At 66.8% G+C, this 16,074-nt stretch carries 12 protein-coding genes and 2 tRNA genes; 2 read left to right on the top strand and 12 right to left on the bottom strand.

Annotated elements, in window-relative coordinates; all coding sequences use genetic code 11:
* Window position 1 precedes the first annotated feature (1 nt).
* The 10 genes from pgaD to V3B41_RS08900 all read right to left on the bottom strand — a co-directional run bounded on the left by pgaD (window position 2) and on the right by V3B41_RS08900 (window position 10,691).
* On the bottom strand, window positions 2-472 hold the full coding sequence (gene pgaD, locus V3B41_RS08945; protein WP_295548675.1) for a poly-beta-1,6-N-acetyl-D-glucosamine biosynthesis protein PgaD: 471 nt from the start codon (window positions 470-472) through the stop codon (window positions 2-4).
* On the bottom strand, window positions 469-1,725 hold the full coding sequence (gene pgaC, locus V3B41_RS08940; protein ID WP_049429608.1) for a poly-beta-1,6-N-acetyl-D-glucosamine synthase: 1,257 nt from the start codon (window positions 1,723-1,725) through the stop codon (window positions 469-471). The genes pgaD and pgaC overlap by 4 nt, the downstream gene beginning before the upstream one ends.
* Window position 1,726: 1 nt before the next feature.
* The gene (pgaB, locus tag V3B41_RS08935) at window positions 1,727-3,613 is read right to left on the bottom strand and encodes a poly-beta-1,6-N-acetyl-D-glucosamine N-deacetylase PgaB (RefSeq protein ID WP_049429607.1); all 1,887 of its coding nucleotides are present in this window, start codon (window positions 3,611-3,613) and stop codon (window positions 1,727-1,729) included.
* Between the two features lies 1 nt (window position 3,614).
* Complete coding sequence (gene pgaA, locus V3B41_RS08930; RefSeq protein WP_049429606.1) at window positions 3,615-5,642, bottom strand: poly-beta-1,6 N-acetyl-D-glucosamine export porin PgaA; 2,028 nt, start codon at window positions 5,640-5,642, stop codon at window positions 3,615-3,617.
* 341 nt (window positions 5,643-5,983) lie between these two features.
* Entirely contained in the window at window positions 5,984-7,189 is a 1,206-nt protein-coding gene (locus V3B41_RS08925) for an MFS transporter (protein ID WP_049429605.1), read from the bottom strand.
* A 225-nt stretch (window positions 7,190-7,414) separates the two neighbouring features.
* A tRNA-Pro gene (locus tag V3B41_RS08920) sits at window positions 7,415-7,491 on the bottom strand.
* A 140-nt stretch (window positions 7,492-7,631) separates the two neighbouring features.
* Window positions 7,632-7,708, bottom strand: a tRNA-Pro gene (locus V3B41_RS08915).
* Between the two features lie 55 nt (window positions 7,709-7,763).
* Window positions 7,764-7,880 (bottom strand): cytochrome bd-I oxidase subunit CydX, encoded by a 117-nt coding sequence (cydX, locus tag V3B41_RS08910; RefSeq protein ID WP_005410354.1) that lies wholly within the window; start codon window positions 7,878-7,880, stop codon window positions 7,764-7,766.
* Between the two features lie 54 nt (window positions 7,881-7,934).
* The gene (gene cydB, locus V3B41_RS08905; protein ID WP_005410353.1) at window positions 7,935-9,086 is read right to left on the bottom strand and encodes a cytochrome d ubiquinol oxidase subunit II; all 1,152 of its coding nucleotides are present in this window, start codon (window positions 9,084-9,086) and stop codon (window positions 7,935-7,937) included.
* A 15-nt stretch (window positions 9,087-9,101) separates the two neighbouring features.
* The gene (locus tag V3B41_RS08900) at window positions 9,102-10,691 is read right to left on the bottom strand and encodes a cytochrome ubiquinol oxidase subunit I (RefSeq protein ID WP_049431332.1); all 1,590 of its coding nucleotides are present in this window, start codon (window positions 10,689-10,691) and stop codon (window positions 9,102-9,104) included.
* Window positions 10,692-10,919: 228 nt separating this feature from the next.
* On the opposite strand from V3B41_RS08900, the gene cydD reads away from it, so the two are divergent.
* Together cydD and cydC are read left to right on the top strand one after the other, a co-directional pair.
* Window positions 10,920-12,665: a thiol reductant ABC exporter subunit CydD gene (gene cydD, locus V3B41_RS08895; RefSeq protein ID WP_329860728.1), complete on the top strand. Its 1,746-nt coding sequence runs from the start codon at window positions 10,920-10,922 to the stop codon at window positions 12,663-12,665.
* The gene (gene cydC / locus V3B41_RS08890) at window positions 12,662-14,335 is read left to right on the top strand and encodes a thiol reductant ABC exporter subunit CydC (RefSeq protein ID WP_197650446.1); all 1,674 of its coding nucleotides are present in this window, start codon (window positions 12,662-12,664) and stop codon (window positions 14,333-14,335) included. The genes cydD and cydC overlap by 4 nt, the downstream gene beginning before the upstream one ends.
* Before the next feature lie 117 nt (window positions 14,336-14,452).
* Here cydC and V3B41_RS08885 read toward each other — a convergent pair whose 3' ends face one another.
* Both V3B41_RS08885 and V3B41_RS08880 read right to left on the bottom strand, forming a co-directional pair.
* Window positions 14,453-14,797, bottom strand: a complete 345-nt coding sequence (locus V3B41_RS08885) for a DUF1294 domain-containing protein (protein WP_197650445.1) — start codon at window positions 14,795-14,797, stop codon at window positions 14,453-14,455.
* Window positions 14,798-15,910 (bottom strand): homoserine O-acetyltransferase, encoded by a 1,113-nt coding sequence (locus tag V3B41_RS08880; protein ID WP_049431342.1) that lies wholly within the window; start codon window positions 15,908-15,910, stop codon window positions 14,798-14,800.
* Window positions 15,911-16,074: the final 164 nt, after the last annotated feature.

The raw sequence follows: 16,074 nt of genomic DNA, 5'->3' as shown, positions 1-16,074 counted from the left end.
GTTACACCACCTCGCGGCGGATGCCCATCGGCCGCGCATGCTCATCCATGTGCAGCGTAGCGCACTTGCAGCCCAGCAGCCGCTCGGCCAGGCCGGTGCTGGCGCCGAGATCGGCGGCTACTTCATTGAGGCTGGCCAATGGCCGTGGCTGGCGCCGCTCGCGGCCACGGAAACGCGCGCGGTTGTACTCGGCCCAGCCGATCAGCAGCACGCTTGCACACAACAGCATCAGCGGCAGCGCGACCAGCACATAGGGGTCGAACTGGTTCTTGCGCTCGTACAGCTGCTGCCAGGCCATCTGCCCGCCGATCAGCCACGAGAGCAGGGTCACCAACGGTGCCCACAGGTAGAAGTAGAACCCCCAGAACGCCAGGGTGACGAAGCCCCAGGCGGTGCGCTGGAAGCGCGGTTGATGATGTGGCTTGCGGATCATCCGCGAGTCGAAGCGGTTGGACGGGTGGTGGGCGTTCATCGGATTCCCCGGTCAGGGCTGGTCCAGGTAGCGCGCTTGCTGCGACGGCGCAGCAGGGTCTTGGGAAGCGCCACCAGGGTGGTGGAAAGGCTGATCAGCCAGTACGCCATCGGGTACCAGATGACCCAGAAGTAGTTGCGTCCAATCTGTGTTTCGTAACGGCGGTCGATGATCAGGCTGCTGGCGAACTGCAGCAGGCAGACCAGGGCCAGGATCACGCCATGCCATTGCGGCAGCAGGCTGGCGATATACAGCTGCGGCGGCATGTCGATGAGCTTGCCAAGCACCCACAACACCACGATGAACAGCATGGTGTAGGCCCAGATCACGCTCAGCACATACTCCAGCAGCACGCCCCACATGCGCCGCTCCTTCCAGTGCAACAGTGAACGCGCATGCCGCAGCATCACTTCCACGCCGCCCTGCGCCCAGCGCAGTCGTTGCCGCCACAGGCCCTTCAGCGTTTCCGGCATCAGGATGAAGCACAGCGCGTTGGGCTCGTAGCGGATGTCCCAGTGCGCGCGCTGCAGGCGCCAGCTGATGTCGATGTCTTCGGTCACCATGTCGTCCGACCACCAGCCGACCTGGTGCAGTGCGGTGCGACGGAAGCCGGCGATGACCCCGGAGATCGTGAAGATGCGCCCGTAAACACGTTGCGCGCGCTTGATCATGCCGATGATCGAGGAGAACTCGGCCACCTGCAGGCGCCCGAGCAGGGTTGAGCGGTTGCGGATGCGTGGGTTGCCGGTGACCGCGCCGACCCGGTTGCCACTGACCAGATGCCAAACCATCCAGTGGAGGGCGTGCTCCTCCAGCATGGCATCGCCATCGATGCACACCAGGTACTCCGAGCGTGCCGCCAGCGCCGCCATGCGCAGCGCATTGGCCTTGCCGAGGTTGCGGTCCAGGTGCAGCACGCGCAGCCGTGGATGTTTCGCCGCCAGCACGTCGAGCCGGGCGCCGGTGTCGTCACTGCTGCCATCGTCGATGGCGATCACCTCGTAGTCGGCCGGATAGCGCTGCGCCAGCGCGGCTCCCAGGGTGTCGTCCAGGTTCTCGGACTCGTTGTGGCAGGGAATCAGCAGGCTTGCGAACGGTGGGTCGACCATCAACGGAGGATCATTGCGCGGGCGCGAATGGCGTTCACGCCGGAAGTAGTAATACAGCCCGCCCGACATCCAGAAGAACGCCATCACCATCGGGTAGTAGAAGGCGAACTGGAACAGGACCTGCAGCAGCGGATGCATGTCCATGTCACTTCTCCGGGTACGGGAAGTTGCCGGCGGACATGGCCGCGCGGGCATCATGGGTGGAGGGCTGGTCGGCGATGAAATCATCCGGATACCAGGCGAAGTGATGCACCCCCTGGGCCTGCAGCCGGCGGATCTGCGCGCGCAGGCGTTCGGCGGGAATCGGCTGGCCGGTGCGCCAATCCACGGTCTGCAGTTCGAACAGGGTGTGCTGCAGCTGGGGATCATGCGCGCGCACCGCGGCCAGCAGCTGGTCCAGCCAGCGCTCGGGGTGCTTGCTGCCTTCCATCCACGGCATCGCCATCAGCGCGGTCTGGTCGTAGGCCTTGTTGAACAGGTCCAGCCGCTGTGCGAACCACGCCTCGCTCTGCGGGCGCAGCACCGGCTCGGCATACAGGTTGCGTACCGTCGCCAGCTTTGGTCGCCAGCGCTGTGCACTGTCGCGGAGGGCCAGGGTGAAGTCGATCAGTGCCTGGGTGCGTGCGCTGCCATCACCGCCGGCCGCCAGCGCCGGCAGTTCCGTGTCGCGCAGGTAACCATCATCATGGAAGAGCAGGCCTTCGAAGTACGAGTTGACGGCCAGATCCTCGTAGATGTCGAGCATGATCTGGCGTGCCTTCGGGTTGGTGAAGTCCAGCCGGTACATGCCGTCGGTATCGCCGTTGTGGATCGCCAATGCCTTCCGCTGCACCGGATCGGGCAGCTCGAACCCGAGCACCGGCAGCCAAGCGTATACCTTCACTCCCGCGCGCGACTTCAGTTGCCAGGCGACCCGGCTGAACAGGTCCGCGCGCATCGGCATGTGCCGGTTGGGGAAGTACAGCGCGTCGGCGGTGTTGTTGCCGTCGGGGTCGGCGAAAGCCTGCAGGTAGACGTGGGTGGGCGATATGCGCTTGACTCGCTCGATCAGCGCATCGAGGTTGCGCGCCTGCTGTGCCGGGTCCGGGTCATACACATCATCCAGGTCGACCTGCAGCGCACGGATGCCATCGAGTGCAACATCGCGGCGCAGCTCGAAGGCCAGCCCCTCCACGGTCGGGTTGTCGCTCACCAGGAAACGCGCCAGCCCGTGCAGGTCGCTGGCCACCGGTGTGCTGCGGCCTTCCAGATCGAAGGATATCGGCATGCCCAGCTGCTCGGCGATGTCGTTGCTCAGCTGGTTGTAGGCGGCATAGGGCCAGACGATGGCGCGCGGGCGTATGCCCAGGTGCTGCTGGATGCGCTGCACGCTACGGCCGAGGTCGGCGCGCAGGCGCTGCTCGTACTGCGCCTCGCTTTCGTAGCTGTGCGTGGTCGGGCTGTAGATGCGGGTGACCACCGCTGGCGTCGAATTGCCCTGCGGATTGGCAAGCACGCCATGATGCAGGTCGTCGGTATGGCTGGCCACTTCGATCAGGCCGCTGTCGTGCATCTGCTTCAGCTGCGCCCAGGTAACGAAGTCATCGTGGCCGAACGGCCGGTAGCCATAGTCGATCGTGCGCCCGGGCGCCATGTCCACGTAATCGGTGATCACCGCCACCAGCGCCGGGTAGCGGTAGGCCTGCAGCAGCGGGAACGCCTTGTCGTAGACGCTGCGCAGGCCGTCGTCGAAGGTCAGCAGCACGGGCCTTGGTGGCAGCGTGGCGCGCCCCTGTGAGGCGTCGATCACCTGCGACAACGACACCGGGTGATAGCCGTGCGCACCCAGCCAGTCCAGGTGCGCGGCGAAGTTCTGCGTGCTCACCGCGTAGGTATCGGCGTCGCCCTTGGCCGCGACCTGGTCGCGGATGTCGTGGTAGCTGAGGATCAGCAGGCCGTTGTCAATGGCATCGAGATGCAGGGCCTGCTGGGCGAACGCCGGCGGCGAGGCGGACAGCAGCAGGAGCACGATCAGTCGCAGGATGCGGGCCATGTCATTCTCCCCAGCGCAGTGCGGCTTCGAAGCCGATATGACGCTCGCGGTGGCCGTCGTAGACCGGCCGCGACCAGCGCACGCCGTACTCGAACACGCGGCCCTGGCCCAGCTGCCATTCGTGCATGTAGGACACCGAAGGGACCAGCGCACTGCCGAAGCCATCCTGCCAGTAGTCACCCAGTGAAACCGTCAGCCGGTGCCGGAAATGGCGCTCGTAGTGCCGCCACAACTGCTGGTCGATGCGCATTCCGATCTCGACCATGCGGTCGCGCTTCGGGTTGAAGTAGGGGGCGTCGTCGCGGCTGCCGCGGCTGGTGTAGGCACTGGCGAGACCATCGATCAGCCAGCGCGGGCGGGTCAGCAGGCGCTGTTCAACGCTGGTGCTGAACAGTTCGCGGTGGTTGCCGTCGTCGTAGCGGAAGCGGCTGGCGCCGAACATCCAGTGGGTCAGCTCGCTGCGCCGGTAGTCCACCTGCGCGCTCACGCTGTCGGCGGTGATGCCGGCCACGCGCGCCTGCATCGAGGCGTCCGGATCGTTGCGTACAGCCACCAGCCCGGCGTGCCAGTAATCGTTGAACTGCCAGCCGACACCAAGACGCAGGCCGGTATCGCCGATGTGATCGTTGGCGCGAAACACCGCTGCTTCTGCATCCAGTCGTCCGAAACGGTAGCGCACGCCGGCACCCAGCCACAGCGGATCAATGCGCTGGTCCTGGAAATCGACCGTGCGGCGGTCGGCGAAGGCAAACAGCCGCCAGCGGTCATCCAGCAACGGCGTTTCCACCTCAAGACCGTAATGGCGGTCGTTGTTGCCCAGTGGCGAGGTGCCACCGCCGCCCGAGCTGCGGCCGATATCCGTCCATGCCTTCACGTGCCAGCCGCGATGCGCGCGCCAGGCCTGGTCCATGCGTTCGACTGCCGGTTGGGTGGGATAGCGCGCGACCAGATCGTCGTGCAGCGGCCGTGCCAGGTCGTCGCGTTGCAGGGCAACGTACGCCTCTTCCATGCCGAGCCGTGGCTCGATGTCGCGTGGGTCCAGCGCATGCGCCATCTGCTGCCGCTGCAGCGCCATGCGTGGCCATCCGCGCATCATGTACACGCTGCCCAGCGCACTCTGCAGGCCGCCGTTGCCAGGTGCGATGTCGACCATCGATTCCAGGTCGTGCTGTGCGGTGCGCAGGTCGCCGCTGTAGGCGCGCACCATTGCCAGGTTCAGGTCGGCCTCGTAGCGCGACCAGTTCGCGTACGGTGACTTGCCGTTGCTCCAGCGCCATGGCGGCTCCTTGTCGCGCCAGGCCTGCAGCAGGTCGATGGCCTTTTCCTGTTGCTCGCTTTCCAGGTAGGCATAGGCCAGTTCCGAATGCGAGGCGTCACGCGTCGGATCGGCGGCTACTGCGGCCTGCAGTACCGGGATGGCTTCCTCCGGGTGCAGGGTGCCCATCAACGAATCACCCACGGCGGGCAGCACGTAGTCGGGCAACGTGTGGCCTTCGGCCTGCAGTGCCCGCGCTTCCTCGCGCACCTGCGCGTGGCGCCCCAGGCGGTTGAGCAGGATCAGCCGGTCCAGGCGGATGCGCAGTGGCGCCTGCGCGGGTGGGGTGCCCTCTGCGCCGACGTAGCGCTGCATGCGCGCCAGGGTTGATTCGGCCTCTTCCAGCCGGCTGTCTTCGCTGCTGCTGTAGGCCAGGCTCCAGACCACCAGCTTGGCCAGGTAGTCGCCTTCGATGCGTTGCTTCTGTGCAGCGTCGAACAGCTGCGGGCGCTGCTGGAGCAGCTCCCAGGCGCGCCAGGCATTGCCGATGTCGCCCAGGGTCAGTACGCGCAGCTTGAACAGCAGATCGTCGTTGGGCTGCTGCTGGCTGGCGCGCTCGATCGCACCGAGGGCATCCAGCCAGCGGGCCTGGTCGCGGTAGCGGCCGATCTCGGCCAGGGCCGTCTCGCGGTCGGGCGGCGCAGCGCTGCTGGCCCAGGCCAGGGCAGTGCAGGCGAGGCCGACGCAAAGCGCCAGCCGACGGTGGACAACCATTGGGGACCCCCTTGGCTTCCGAACCAGACAACCTGAAAAATGTGACGCACATCACATGCCAGATTTTGGGATGGCCGTGGCCTGCGTCACTCCCCTCGCGAACTCCCATCCAGCAGGGATGGGCGGAACCAGGACAGCGACCTGCAATGTCTTGTCTGAAACGAGAGTCCCCCGCACACCGAGTGGTGGCCTGGGCGGCGCTGCCGCCCCCATGCCCGATGCCGGCACGCGGCAAGGAAGGGCATTCGTGGGCACTATCCGCCCGGAATTGTCAGCCCGGCGTCAAAATGCGCAAACGGGCTGACGAGCGGTAGGCGGGACCGTCTGGTGGCCCCGGCCGGTTACCAGAGATCTTCCAGTTTGCGCGGCTTGCAGGCCACCCAGGAGGCGCACAGCATCAGGGTGGCGCAGCCGAACAGGAAGCTGAACGGGAGCGTCCAGCCGTTGCTGACCGTATGCAGCCAGCCGACCAGGAACGGCCCCAGGCAGCTGAAGCTGTAGCCCACGCCCTGCATGAAGCCGGACAGCGCCGCCGAGCCGGTGGGGGTGCGCGTGCGCAGGTTGATCAGGGTCAGCGCCAGCGGGAAGGTTGACGGACCGACGCCGAGCAGGCAGGCCCACAGCAGCGGGGCCTTCATCGGTGCCAGCAGCAGGCCGGTGAAGGCGATCACGAACGAGAAGAAGCCGATCAGCACCAGCGGGAACGGGTTCTGCATGCGAACCGCCATCGATGGGATGACCAGTGAAGGCAGCAGGCCCAGCGCCGAGAACACCGCGACCATCACGCCACCGAAGGCGGGCGTGCCACCGGCCTCGACCACGATGCGCGGCAGCCAGGTGAACATCGAATAGGTCATCAGCGAGGTCATGCCGAACATCAGCGTCATGCTCCAGCCCAGCGACGTGCGCCACACCTTGCCGTGCGGCTGTGCGGTGGGATCGGTGGCGTCGGCCTGCGGCTTCGGTGCGCGCCTGGCCAGCACCAGCCACGGCAGTGCCGCGGCCAGCGCGAGCAGCGCCCACATGCCCAGCGAGACGCGCCAGCCAGCGGCGTTGGCCACTGGCACCGCCAGCAGCGCCGGCAGCATCGTGCCCAGCTGCAGCACGCTGATGTAGAGCGTGCTCATGGTGCCGACCTTGTTGGCGAAGTAGCGCTTGACCAGCGGCGGTACCACCACGTTGCCGATGCCCATGCCGGCCAGCGCCAGCACCGACCCCAGCAGCAGCGTGCCGACGTTGCCGGCGCTGGAGCGCAGCAGCAGGCCGGCCATCGCCATCACCATCGCCAGCAGCGTGGTGCGTTCCAGCCCCAGGCGCCGCGCCAGTGCCGGCGTGGCCACGCCGAACAGCGCGAACGAGGCGGTCGGCAGCATGCCCAGTACGCCGGTCATGGTGGTACCGAAGCCGAACTGCTGGCCGAGCACGTCCAGCAGCGGCGTGATCGAGGTAACCGCGGTGCGCAGGTTGATCGCTGCCAGCAGAATGGCGGCGAAAGCCAGCACGCGCCCGTGCAGCAGCGATGGCGAATCGGAAGTGGAGGAACTCATCGGTGGTCCTTGCAGGTGTCGCACGCCAGGGCAATGGCATGCAGCGCCGGCATCGGTCTACGCCGAAGCGGCAGGTGGGGGAGTGGCGGCTGCAGGTGGGGCCGGCAGCGCGGCCATTGTACGTGCGCGCTCCGGCAAGGTCCCGTCATGCGGGCGGCCTGGCACTGGGTACAAAAAAACCCGGAGGACAGTGATGTCTTCCAGGCTTCTTGGTGACCACCGAAGTGGTCGGGGAGACAGGATTCGAACCTGCGACCTCTACGTCCCGAACGTAGCGCTCTACCAGACTGAGCTACACCCCGAAGGGAGCCGCCTATTCTAGCGATTCACCCCGATGGCGGCAAGGGGTAAATGCTGTTTTCTTCACACTGCCGAAGCAGTGCCACTTCAGGGAACAAAAAAGCCTGGACGACTTCACCAGGCTTCAATGCGACCACGTGAGTGGTCGGGGAGACAGGATTCGAACCTGCGACCTCTACGTCCCGAACGTAGCGCTCTACCAGACTGAGCTACACCCCGAAGGAGCCGCCTAAGATACCGTGTGAAGGCCAGGGCGGCAAGGTTTTTTTACAGCTCAGCGACGATTTTCCTTCTCGATGCGGTTCTGCTCGCGGGCTTCGAACCACATGCCGTTGAGGATGGCCACCGTCGAGGCGAGGCCGGCACCGAGAATCCAGGCGAAATACCACATGGTCGATCTCCTTTGTTCAAGGGATGTGCCGGCCGTGGGCCGGCACACCGTCAATCAGTAAGCGTTCGGGTTGTTGCCCATCTCTTCGGTGGTGGTCTTGCCCTTCAGTACGCGGTACACCCAGGTGGTGTAGGCGAGGATGATCGGCAGGAACACCGCCGTGGCCAGCAGCATGATCCACAGGGTCAGGTGGCTGGACGAGGCGTCCCACACGGTCAGGCTGGAGGTGGGCTGGCTCGAGGACGGCAGCAGGAACGGGAAGATGGCGAAGCCGACGGTCAGGATGATGCCGGCGATGGCCGCACCGGAGGCGATGAAGGCCAGGCCGCCGCGACGGGCACGCAGCAGTACCGCACTGGCCAGCAGGCCGGCCAGGCCGAGCAGCGGGGCCAGGATCGTGGCTGGCATCGCGCTGTAGTTGCGCATCCAGCCACCGGCGGCGCCGAGTTCGGCGGTCTTCAGCAGCGGATTGGTTGCACCATCGGTGACCACCTGCGAGGTGATCTGGTAGCCCGGCAGGCCGAAGGCCACCCAGGCACCGCCCACGGCGAACAGCACGAAGGCGATGATCGCGGCGATGCTGCCGAAACGGGCTGCACGTTCGGCCACCGGGCCGTCGGTCTTCAGGACCAGCATGGCGGCACCGTGGGCGACCAGCATCGACACGCTGAGCAGGCCGGCCAGCAGTGCGAAGGGCATCAGCAGACCGAAGAACGAGCCGGTGTAGAAGATGCGCATGCTGTCATCGAAGTGGAACGGCACGCCCAGCACCACGTTGCCCACCGCCACGCCCATGATCAGCGCCGGGATGAAGCCACCGATGAACAGCGCCCAGTCCCAGGTGTTGCGCCAGCGTTCGCTGGGCATCTTGCTGCGGAACTTGAAACCGACCGGACGCAGGATCAGCGCGAACAGGATCACGAACATCGCCAGGTAGAACCCGGAGAAACTGACCGCATAGAGCGGCGGCCAGGCGGCGAAGATCGCGCCGCCGCCCAGGATCAGCCACACCTGGTTGCCTTCCCACACCGGGCCGATGGTGTTGATCACCAGCCGGCGCTCGGCGTCGTTGCGGGCGACGAAGGGCAGCAGGGTGCCCACGCCCAGGTCGAAACCATCCATCACGGCGAAACCGATCAGCAGGATGCCGAGCAGCAGCCACCAGATCACGCGCAGCGTGGTGTAGTCCAGAAGAATGAAATCCATCTTGGTTCTCCTGCCTCAGGCCTGGCCGGCGGCCGGCGCCGAGGCATTGTGGGAAGCATGCGGCTGGGGCGACTGCAGTGACGGCAGCACCTCGTCCGGACCCTTGCGGATCGCCTTGAGCATCAGCTTGATCTCGACCACGATCAGCGCGGTGTAGATGGCAGTGAAGCCGGCCAGGGTCAGCACGATTTCATGCAGGGCCAGCCCCGATGCTGCATAGAAGGTCGGCAGCACGCCATCGACCGCCCACGGCTGGCGACCATACTCGGCCACGAACCAGCCGCACTCGATCGCGATCCACGGTGCCGGCAGCGTCCACAGGGCCAGCGTGAGGAACCAGCGCTTGTCCTGGAAATTGTTGCGGCAGGAGTAGTAGAAGGCCAGGGCGAAGAAAGCGATGAGGTAGAAGCCGAGGCCGGCCATCACGCGGAAGGTCCAGAACAACGGCATCACGCGCGGCACCGTGTCCATCGCCGCCTGCGAGATTTCCTGCGGGGTGGCGTTGAGGATGTCATCGCGATAGCGCTTGAGCAGCAGGCCGTGGCCCAGGTCCTGCCAGTGACGGTCGAACATCTCGCGCGCTTCAACGTCGTTCTTGTTGGCGCGCAGGCGTTCCAATGCACCGTAGGCCAGCTGGCCGCCACGCACGCGGTGTTCGGCGCGCTCGACCAGTTCCAGGATGCCGGGAATCGGCTGGTTCAACGAGCGGGTGGCGATCAGGCCCATCAGGTAGGGGATCTTCACCGCGTAGTCGTTCTGGTGGGTCTCCTGGTTGGGGATGCCGAAGGCGGTGAAGTCGGCCGGCGCACGCTCGGTCTCCCACATCGCTTCGATCGCGGCCAGCTTCATCTTCTGGTGTTCGCTGGCGGCGTAACCGCTCTCGTCACCCAGCACGACCACCGACAGCGATGACAGCAGGCCGAACGCCGCGGCCACCGCAAACGAACGACGGGCCAGGTCCTTGTGCTTGTTGCGCAGCAGGAACAGCGCGCTGATCGCCATCACGAACACCGCACCGGTCACGTAGCCGGCGCTGACGGTGTGCACGAACTTGGCCTGCGCCACCGGGTTGAACACCACCGCCATGAAGTCGACCACTTCCATGCGCATGGTTTCCGGGTTGAACACCGCACCGGTCGGGTTCTGCATCCAGCCATTGGCCACCAGGATCCAGATTGCCGACAGGTTGGTGCCCAGCGCCATCAGCCAGGTCACCATCAGGTGCTTGACCTTGGTGAGGCGGTTCCAGCCGAAGAAGAACAGGCCGACGAAGGTGGCTTCCAGGAAGAACGCCATCAGGCCTTCGATCGCCAGCGGCGCACCGAAGATGTCACCCACGTAGTGGCTGTAGTAGGACCAGTTCATGCCGAACTGGAATTCCATGACGATGCCGGTGGCAACGCCCATGGCGAAGTTGATGCCGAACAGGACGCCCCAGAACAGGGTCATCCTGCGCCAGATCTCCTTGCCGGTCATCACGTACACGCTCTCCATGATGGCCACCATGAAGGACAGGCCGAGGGTGAGCGGTACGAATAGGAAGTGGTACATCGCGGTCAGCGCGAATTGCAGCCGCGACAGTTCTACGACTGTCTGATCAATCATGGCCTGGCTACCTCGTTGGATAGTGCCGTTGCAGGTGGCGGGAAGGGTGGTCTACGACGTGAATGATGTGACCGACTACTTCAAACAGCCTTGATCCAGATCAATGTATGAACAGGTGCCCCGGTTGATCGTATGCCAACCTGATGAAGACTGCGACCGCCGGCCGCAGGGGCGGGCTGTTGCCTGCGCCTACAATGCCGTGTCTCCCCCGTTGCCCGTGAAGACCTCTTGAGCGCTGCCGAAACGACCCCTGACGGCCTGTACCCGGAAGCTGAAACCGCCCGCCAGCGGCGTGTGCGCACGGCCTGGCTGGCCGACCTGTCACGCTCCGCCCGGGGTCGCCAGCGCCTGGCCGCGCTGTGCATCAGCCTGTCCGGCGCACTGTTGATCGGCCAGGCTGCCGCCATTGCCTGGCTGGTGCAGCAGGTGCTGGTCGAGCGCGCGCCATTGGCATCGGGCCTGCCGGTGCTGGGGGGGCTGGCGCTGGTCCTGGTGCTGCGCACGCTGCTCGGCAGCGCCACCCAGGCTGCTGCCGGTGATGTGGCCGATGCCGCGCGCCTGGCCCTGCGTGAGCGCGTGTTCGCCCGCCTGCTGGGCCACGGTCCGCTGTGGCTGCGGCAACGCCGCACCGGTGAGCTGGGCGAACTGATGCTGCATCACGGCGATGCGATCGAGAACTATTACAGTGGCTTCCTGCCGGTGCGCACCGAAGTGGTGGTGGTGCCACTGCTGATCCTGGCCGCGGTGGCCTGGGTTGATTGGGTGGTGGCGCTGATCCTGCTGTTCACCGCGCCACTGGTGCCGTTCTTCATGATGCTGGTGGGCTGGGGTGCCGAAGCTGCCGGTCGTGCCCAGCTGGGCGAACTGGCGCGGATGAGCGGCCACTTTGCTGATCGCATCAAGGGCCTGGGCCTGCTGCGCCTGTATGGCCGTGGCGAGGCCGAGCTGGAAGGTATCGAGGCCGCCGCCGAAGGGGTGCGCGTGCGTACCCTGAAGGTGCTGCGCATCGCCTTCATGTCGTCCACGGTGCTGGAATTCTTCGCCTCGGTCAGCGTGGCGATGGTCGCGTTGTACCTGGGCCTGAGCTACCTGGGCATGATGTCGCTGCACTCGACGGTGCCGACGCTGGGCGCGGGCCTGTTCTGCCTGCTGCTGGCGCCGGAATTCTACGCGCCGCTGCGGCGCCTGGCCGCGCACTACCACGATCGTGCCAATGCACTGGCCGCTGCTGCCGAGGTGGAACGCCTGCTGCAGTCACTGCCCGAGGAGCATGGCCTGATCGAGAACGAGATCGCACCGCTGGCGGTGGAGCCGGCCGAAGCTGCATTGCCGCCGTTGCAGGCTCAGGGACTGGTGCTTCGCCCGTTGGGCGCGCCGCACGATGTGCTGCACGATCTGGATGTGCTGCTGGAGCCGGGCCAGCGGCTGGCCCTGGTCGGTCCCAGCGGGTCCGGCAAGAGCACGCTGCTGGAAGCGCTGGCCGGTTGGCTGCCGCCGCGCGCCGGCAAACTGCAGCTGCGTCCTGGCGTGCAGGTGGCCTATGCCAGCCAGCGTCCGTACCTGTTCCACGGCAGCATTGCCGACAACCTGCGCCTGGCCGATCCGGGTGCCAGCGATGCGCGACTGCGTGCGGTGGCCGAGGCCGCGCAGGTGCTTCAGTTCGCACAGCGCCTGCCACAGGGGCTGGAGACGGTGATCGGCGAACGTGGCTTCGGCCTGTCCGGCGGCGAAGCCCGTCGCATCGGCCTGGCCCGGTTGTTGCTGCGCGACCCGCAGGTGCTGTTGCTGGACGAACCCACCGCGTTTCTCGACGCCGATACCGAGGCCGCACTGCTGCGCAGCCTGGCGGCCTATGCACGAGGCCGCAGTGTGGTGGTCGCCACCCACAGCCCGGCGGTGATCGCCTGGGCCGATCGCTGCCTGCTGTTGCCGGAAGGTCGCCTGGTGGAACCAGCACAGGCGGTGCGCGCATGAGCCGTTCACCTGATTCGTTGCGTGCGGTGTTCCTGCGCCATCGGCCGCGCCTGCTGCTGACGATCCTGCTGTTGTGGACCACCATGCTGGCCGGCACCGCACTGCTGGGCCTGTCCGGTGGTTTCCTCACCGCCGCTGCATTGGCCGGTGCGGCCGGCCTCGGCAAGGGCTTCAACTTCTTCTCGCCGTCCGCGGGTATCCGCGGGCTGACCATGGCGCGCATCGTGTCGCGCTACTTCGAAAAGCTGGTGGGCCACGACGCCACCCTGCGCATCGCCCGCGACTTGCGCGTGTGGTTCTTCCGCCGCGCGCTGCCGCTGGCACCGGCACGGCTGGGGGCGACGCGCACCGGCGATCTGCTGGCGCGCCTGCTCGGTGACATCGGTGAAGTGGACGGCCTGCTGGTGCGTGCGATCGGGCCGCTGGTGGCGCTGGGTGCGCTGACGCTGGTGGCGGTGGCCTCGGCGGCGCTGATCCTGCCGTCGGCAGCAGTGTTGCTGGCAGTGCTGGCGCTGCTGATCGCCTTCGGCGTGCCGTGGCTGGGTGTGCGCGGCCGCGACGATGAAGAGGCCGACCGTGCCGCGCATCGTGCTGCACTGCGCACCGCCGCCTTTGAAGGATTGGAGGGTGCGGGCGATCTGGCCGCGCTGCATGCCGATGCGGCCTGGCAGCTGAAGGTGCGCGTGGCGGCCAAGCAGCTGGCCGCGCGTGATCGTCGTCGGCGCTGGCGCCTGATCGCAGCCTCGACCCTGCATGGCGTGGTCGCGGGGCTGGGGCTGGTGGCGATGCTGGCGCTGGCGCTCCTCGCGGCCGAACAGCAGCGCATCGCGCCGGAAATGGCGGCGGGCCTGGTGTTCCTTACCGTGGCACTGATCGAACTGTGGGCGGGCATGGGCCTGGCCTGGCAGTCGCTGCAGGCCGGGCGCATCGCCGCCGATCGCCTGCAGGCCATCGTCGAGCAACCGCCGACGGTGGAGGATCCGCAGGCGCCGCAGGCAGTGCCGGAGGCCGCGCGCGTGCATTGGGATGACGTGCATTTCCAGTGGCCGGGTGCGGCGCGACCGGTGTTGTCCGGCCTGCAGTTGACCCTCGCGCCGGGCGAACGAATCGCCATCCGCGGCGACAGCGGCAGTGGCAAGACCACGCTGTCCAGCCTGCTGCTGCGCTTGTGGGATCCGCAGCAGGGGCGAATCACCTATGGTGGCCGCGACCTGCGCGATTTCAGCCAGGCCGACTGGCATCGACAGCTGGCCTGGCTGCCGCAGAACGCGCCGGTGTTTGCCGGCAGCGTGGCCGAGAACCTGCGCCTGGGTGATCCCGATGCCAGCGACGCTGCGTTGTGGGCGGTGCTGCGCCGCGTTCGCCTGGGCGACTGGGCCGAGAACAACGGTGGTCTGCAGACCTGGGTGGGCGAGAACGGCGCGACAATGTCGGCCGGCCAGGCGCGGCGCCTGGCGCTGGCGCGCGCGCTGCTGCGCGATGCGCCGATCCTGCTGCTGGACGAACCCACCGAAGGCCTGGACGTGGATACTGCACGTGCGCTGCTGCAGGATCTTTCCGGGCTGCTGGACGGGCGCAGCCTGCTGATGATCACCCACGACGACCTGCCCGAAGGCGTGGTCGATGCGCAGTACCGGCTGCGTGACGGGGCCCTGGTCCGCGAACTTTGACCGATGCACATCCACGCGCGATGCACCACCACGCGTGGCGTGGATCTCGTGCAGCGCCGCGCCCATGCGCGGCTGCCTCGGTACGGCGCCGAGCATGGGCTCGGCTCTACAGGTTGGCTATCGCGAAAACTCGCGCAGCATCACCGCGATCGAGGCCACGTTTGCCAGCACGCACAGCCAGAACGCCCACTGGAACGTGGCCTTGCGGTGCTTGTGGCGGAACAGCGCCTGGCCCAGCAGCGCGCCGGGCCAGCCACCGGCAAAGGCCAACAGCTGCAGGGTGCGTTCGGGAATCCGCCACTGCTTTCGCTGCGCCGCGCGCTTGTCGTGACCGTACAGGCCGAAGGACACCGCGCTGGCCAGCAGGCACCAACCGCCCAGCCACAGTGGCAGCACGCCGCTGATCATCAGCGCGATCAACGCGCCGAACGCGGCCAGCGCCAGGTTGCGCCGCCAGCCCACTTACAGCGCGTCGAGGAAGCCGCGCACGGCCGGGCCGAAACGATCGAAGTCGACCAGGAAGGCGTCGTGGCCCTGCGGTGACTCCAATCCGATGAAATGCGCTTCAGCGCCTCCGGCACGCAGGCCGTCGGCGACCTGTTGCTGCTGCTGCACCGGGAACAGGATGTCGGTGTTGGCGCCGATGGCCAGCGCCTTCTCCACCCGGATCTTCGCCAGCCCCGCCAGCACATCGCCATCGGCGTACTCGGCCAGGTCGAACCAGTCCATCGATCGGCTCAGGTACAGATAGCAGTTCGGGTCGAAGAAACGCACGAAGCGCCGCGCGTGCCCTTCCAGATAGCTTTCCACCTGGAATTCCAGGCCGAACGGATCATCATCGGTCTGGTCCGAATCCAGCCGCACGCGGCCGAAACGGCCGTCCCATTCCAGTGCCGAGCGATAGGTGATCACGCCCAGCTTGCGCGCCATGCGCATGCCGGACTCGGGATACGCGTCGTCGTCGTAGTGGCCGCCGTTCCAGCGCGGATCAAGGCGGATCGCTTCGCGCTGCAGCGAGCGGATCGCGATCGAGAACGGCAACGCCTGCGCGCTGCCGGAAATGTTGACGTGGCTGCGCGCGATGCCCGGATGCAGCATCAGCACCGCCAGGGCGGTCATGCCGCCCATCGAATTGCCGATCACGCAGGCCAGCCGCTCGATGCCAAGCGCATGCACGACCTCGATGGCGGCGCGTGCGCCGTCTTCGATCGACAGCTCGGGGAAGTCGAGGCGATACGGTTCGCCCGTGGCCGGATTGAGCGAGGCGGGGCCGGTGGAGCCTTTGCAGCTGCCCAGCGAGTTCACGCACACCACGAACCAGCGGTTGGTATCGACCGGCTTGCCGGGACCAACCATGCCTTCCCACCAGCCCGGTGCCGGATTGGCGTCGTTGGCCGCTGCGTGCGCATCCGGCGAAAGACCGGTCACGATCAGGATCGCGTTGCCTGCGTCGGCAGCCAGCGTTCCCCAGGTTTCATAGGCCACGCGGGCGCCGTGCAGGGCGCCACCGCGCTTGAACGGGAACGGCGAGGGCAGGGCATGGAAACGGGTGCCGGGTGGGATGAATTCAGTCATGCGGGCATTCTAGCGGGGCCGGATGTGCAGCTGGCGACATGCTGGTTTCCATCGGTGGCCGTATCCACGCATGGCGTGGATCTACTGTAGCGCCGAGCCCATGTTCGGCTGCCGCGGCGGGGGGGCGGGCGCGACGTGCGGGGACACCCCCCGGCACCACCCCC

Origin of the sequence: Stenotrophomonas sp. SMYL89 (genome assembly GCF_036319985.1) — a bacterium.
Taxonomy (GTDB): Bacteria; Pseudomonadota; Gammaproteobacteria; order Xanthomonadales; family Xanthomonadaceae; genus Stenotrophomonas; species Stenotrophomonas maltophilia_Q.
This window is presented reverse-complemented; position numbering and strand designations above follow the sequence as displayed.

Coding starts and splice junctions, on each gene's coding strand:
- pgaD (WP_295548675.1), bottom strand. CDS start 472: ATGAACGCCCACCACCCGTCCAACCGCTTCGACTCGCGGATGATCCGC.
- V3B41_RS08900 (WP_049431332.1), bottom strand. CDS start 10,691: ATGATTGATCAGACAGTCGTAGAACTGTCGCGGCTGCAATTCGCGCTG.
- cydB (WP_005410353.1), bottom strand. CDS start 9,086: ATGGATTTCATTCTTCTGGACTACACCACGCTGCGCGTGATCTGGTGG.
- V3B41_RS08880 (WP_049431342.1), bottom strand. CDS start 15,910: ATGACTGAATTCATCCCACCCGGCACCCGTTTCCATGCCCTGCCCTCG.
- cydX (WP_005410354.1), bottom strand. CDS start 7,880: ATGTGGTATTTCGCCTGGATTCTCGGTGCCGGCCTCGCCTCGACGGTG.
- V3B41_RS08925 (WP_049429605.1), bottom strand. CDS start 7,189: ATGAGTTCCTCCACTTCCGATTCGCCATCGCTGCTGCACGGGCGCGTG.
- pgaA (WP_049429606.1), bottom strand. CDS start 5,642: ATGGTTGTCCACCGTCGGCTGGCGCTTTGCGTCGGCCTCGCCTGCACT.
- cydC (WP_197650446.1), top strand. CDS start 12,662: ATGAGCCGTTCACCTGATTCGTTGCGTGCGGTGTTCCTGCGCCATCGG.
- pgaB (WP_049429607.1), bottom strand. CDS start 3,613: ATGGCCCGCATCCTGCGACTGATCGTGCTCCTGCTGCTGTCCGCCTCG.
- pgaC (WP_049429608.1), bottom strand. CDS start 1,725: ATGGACATGCATCCGCTGCTGCAGGTCCTGTTCCAGTTCGCCTTCTAC.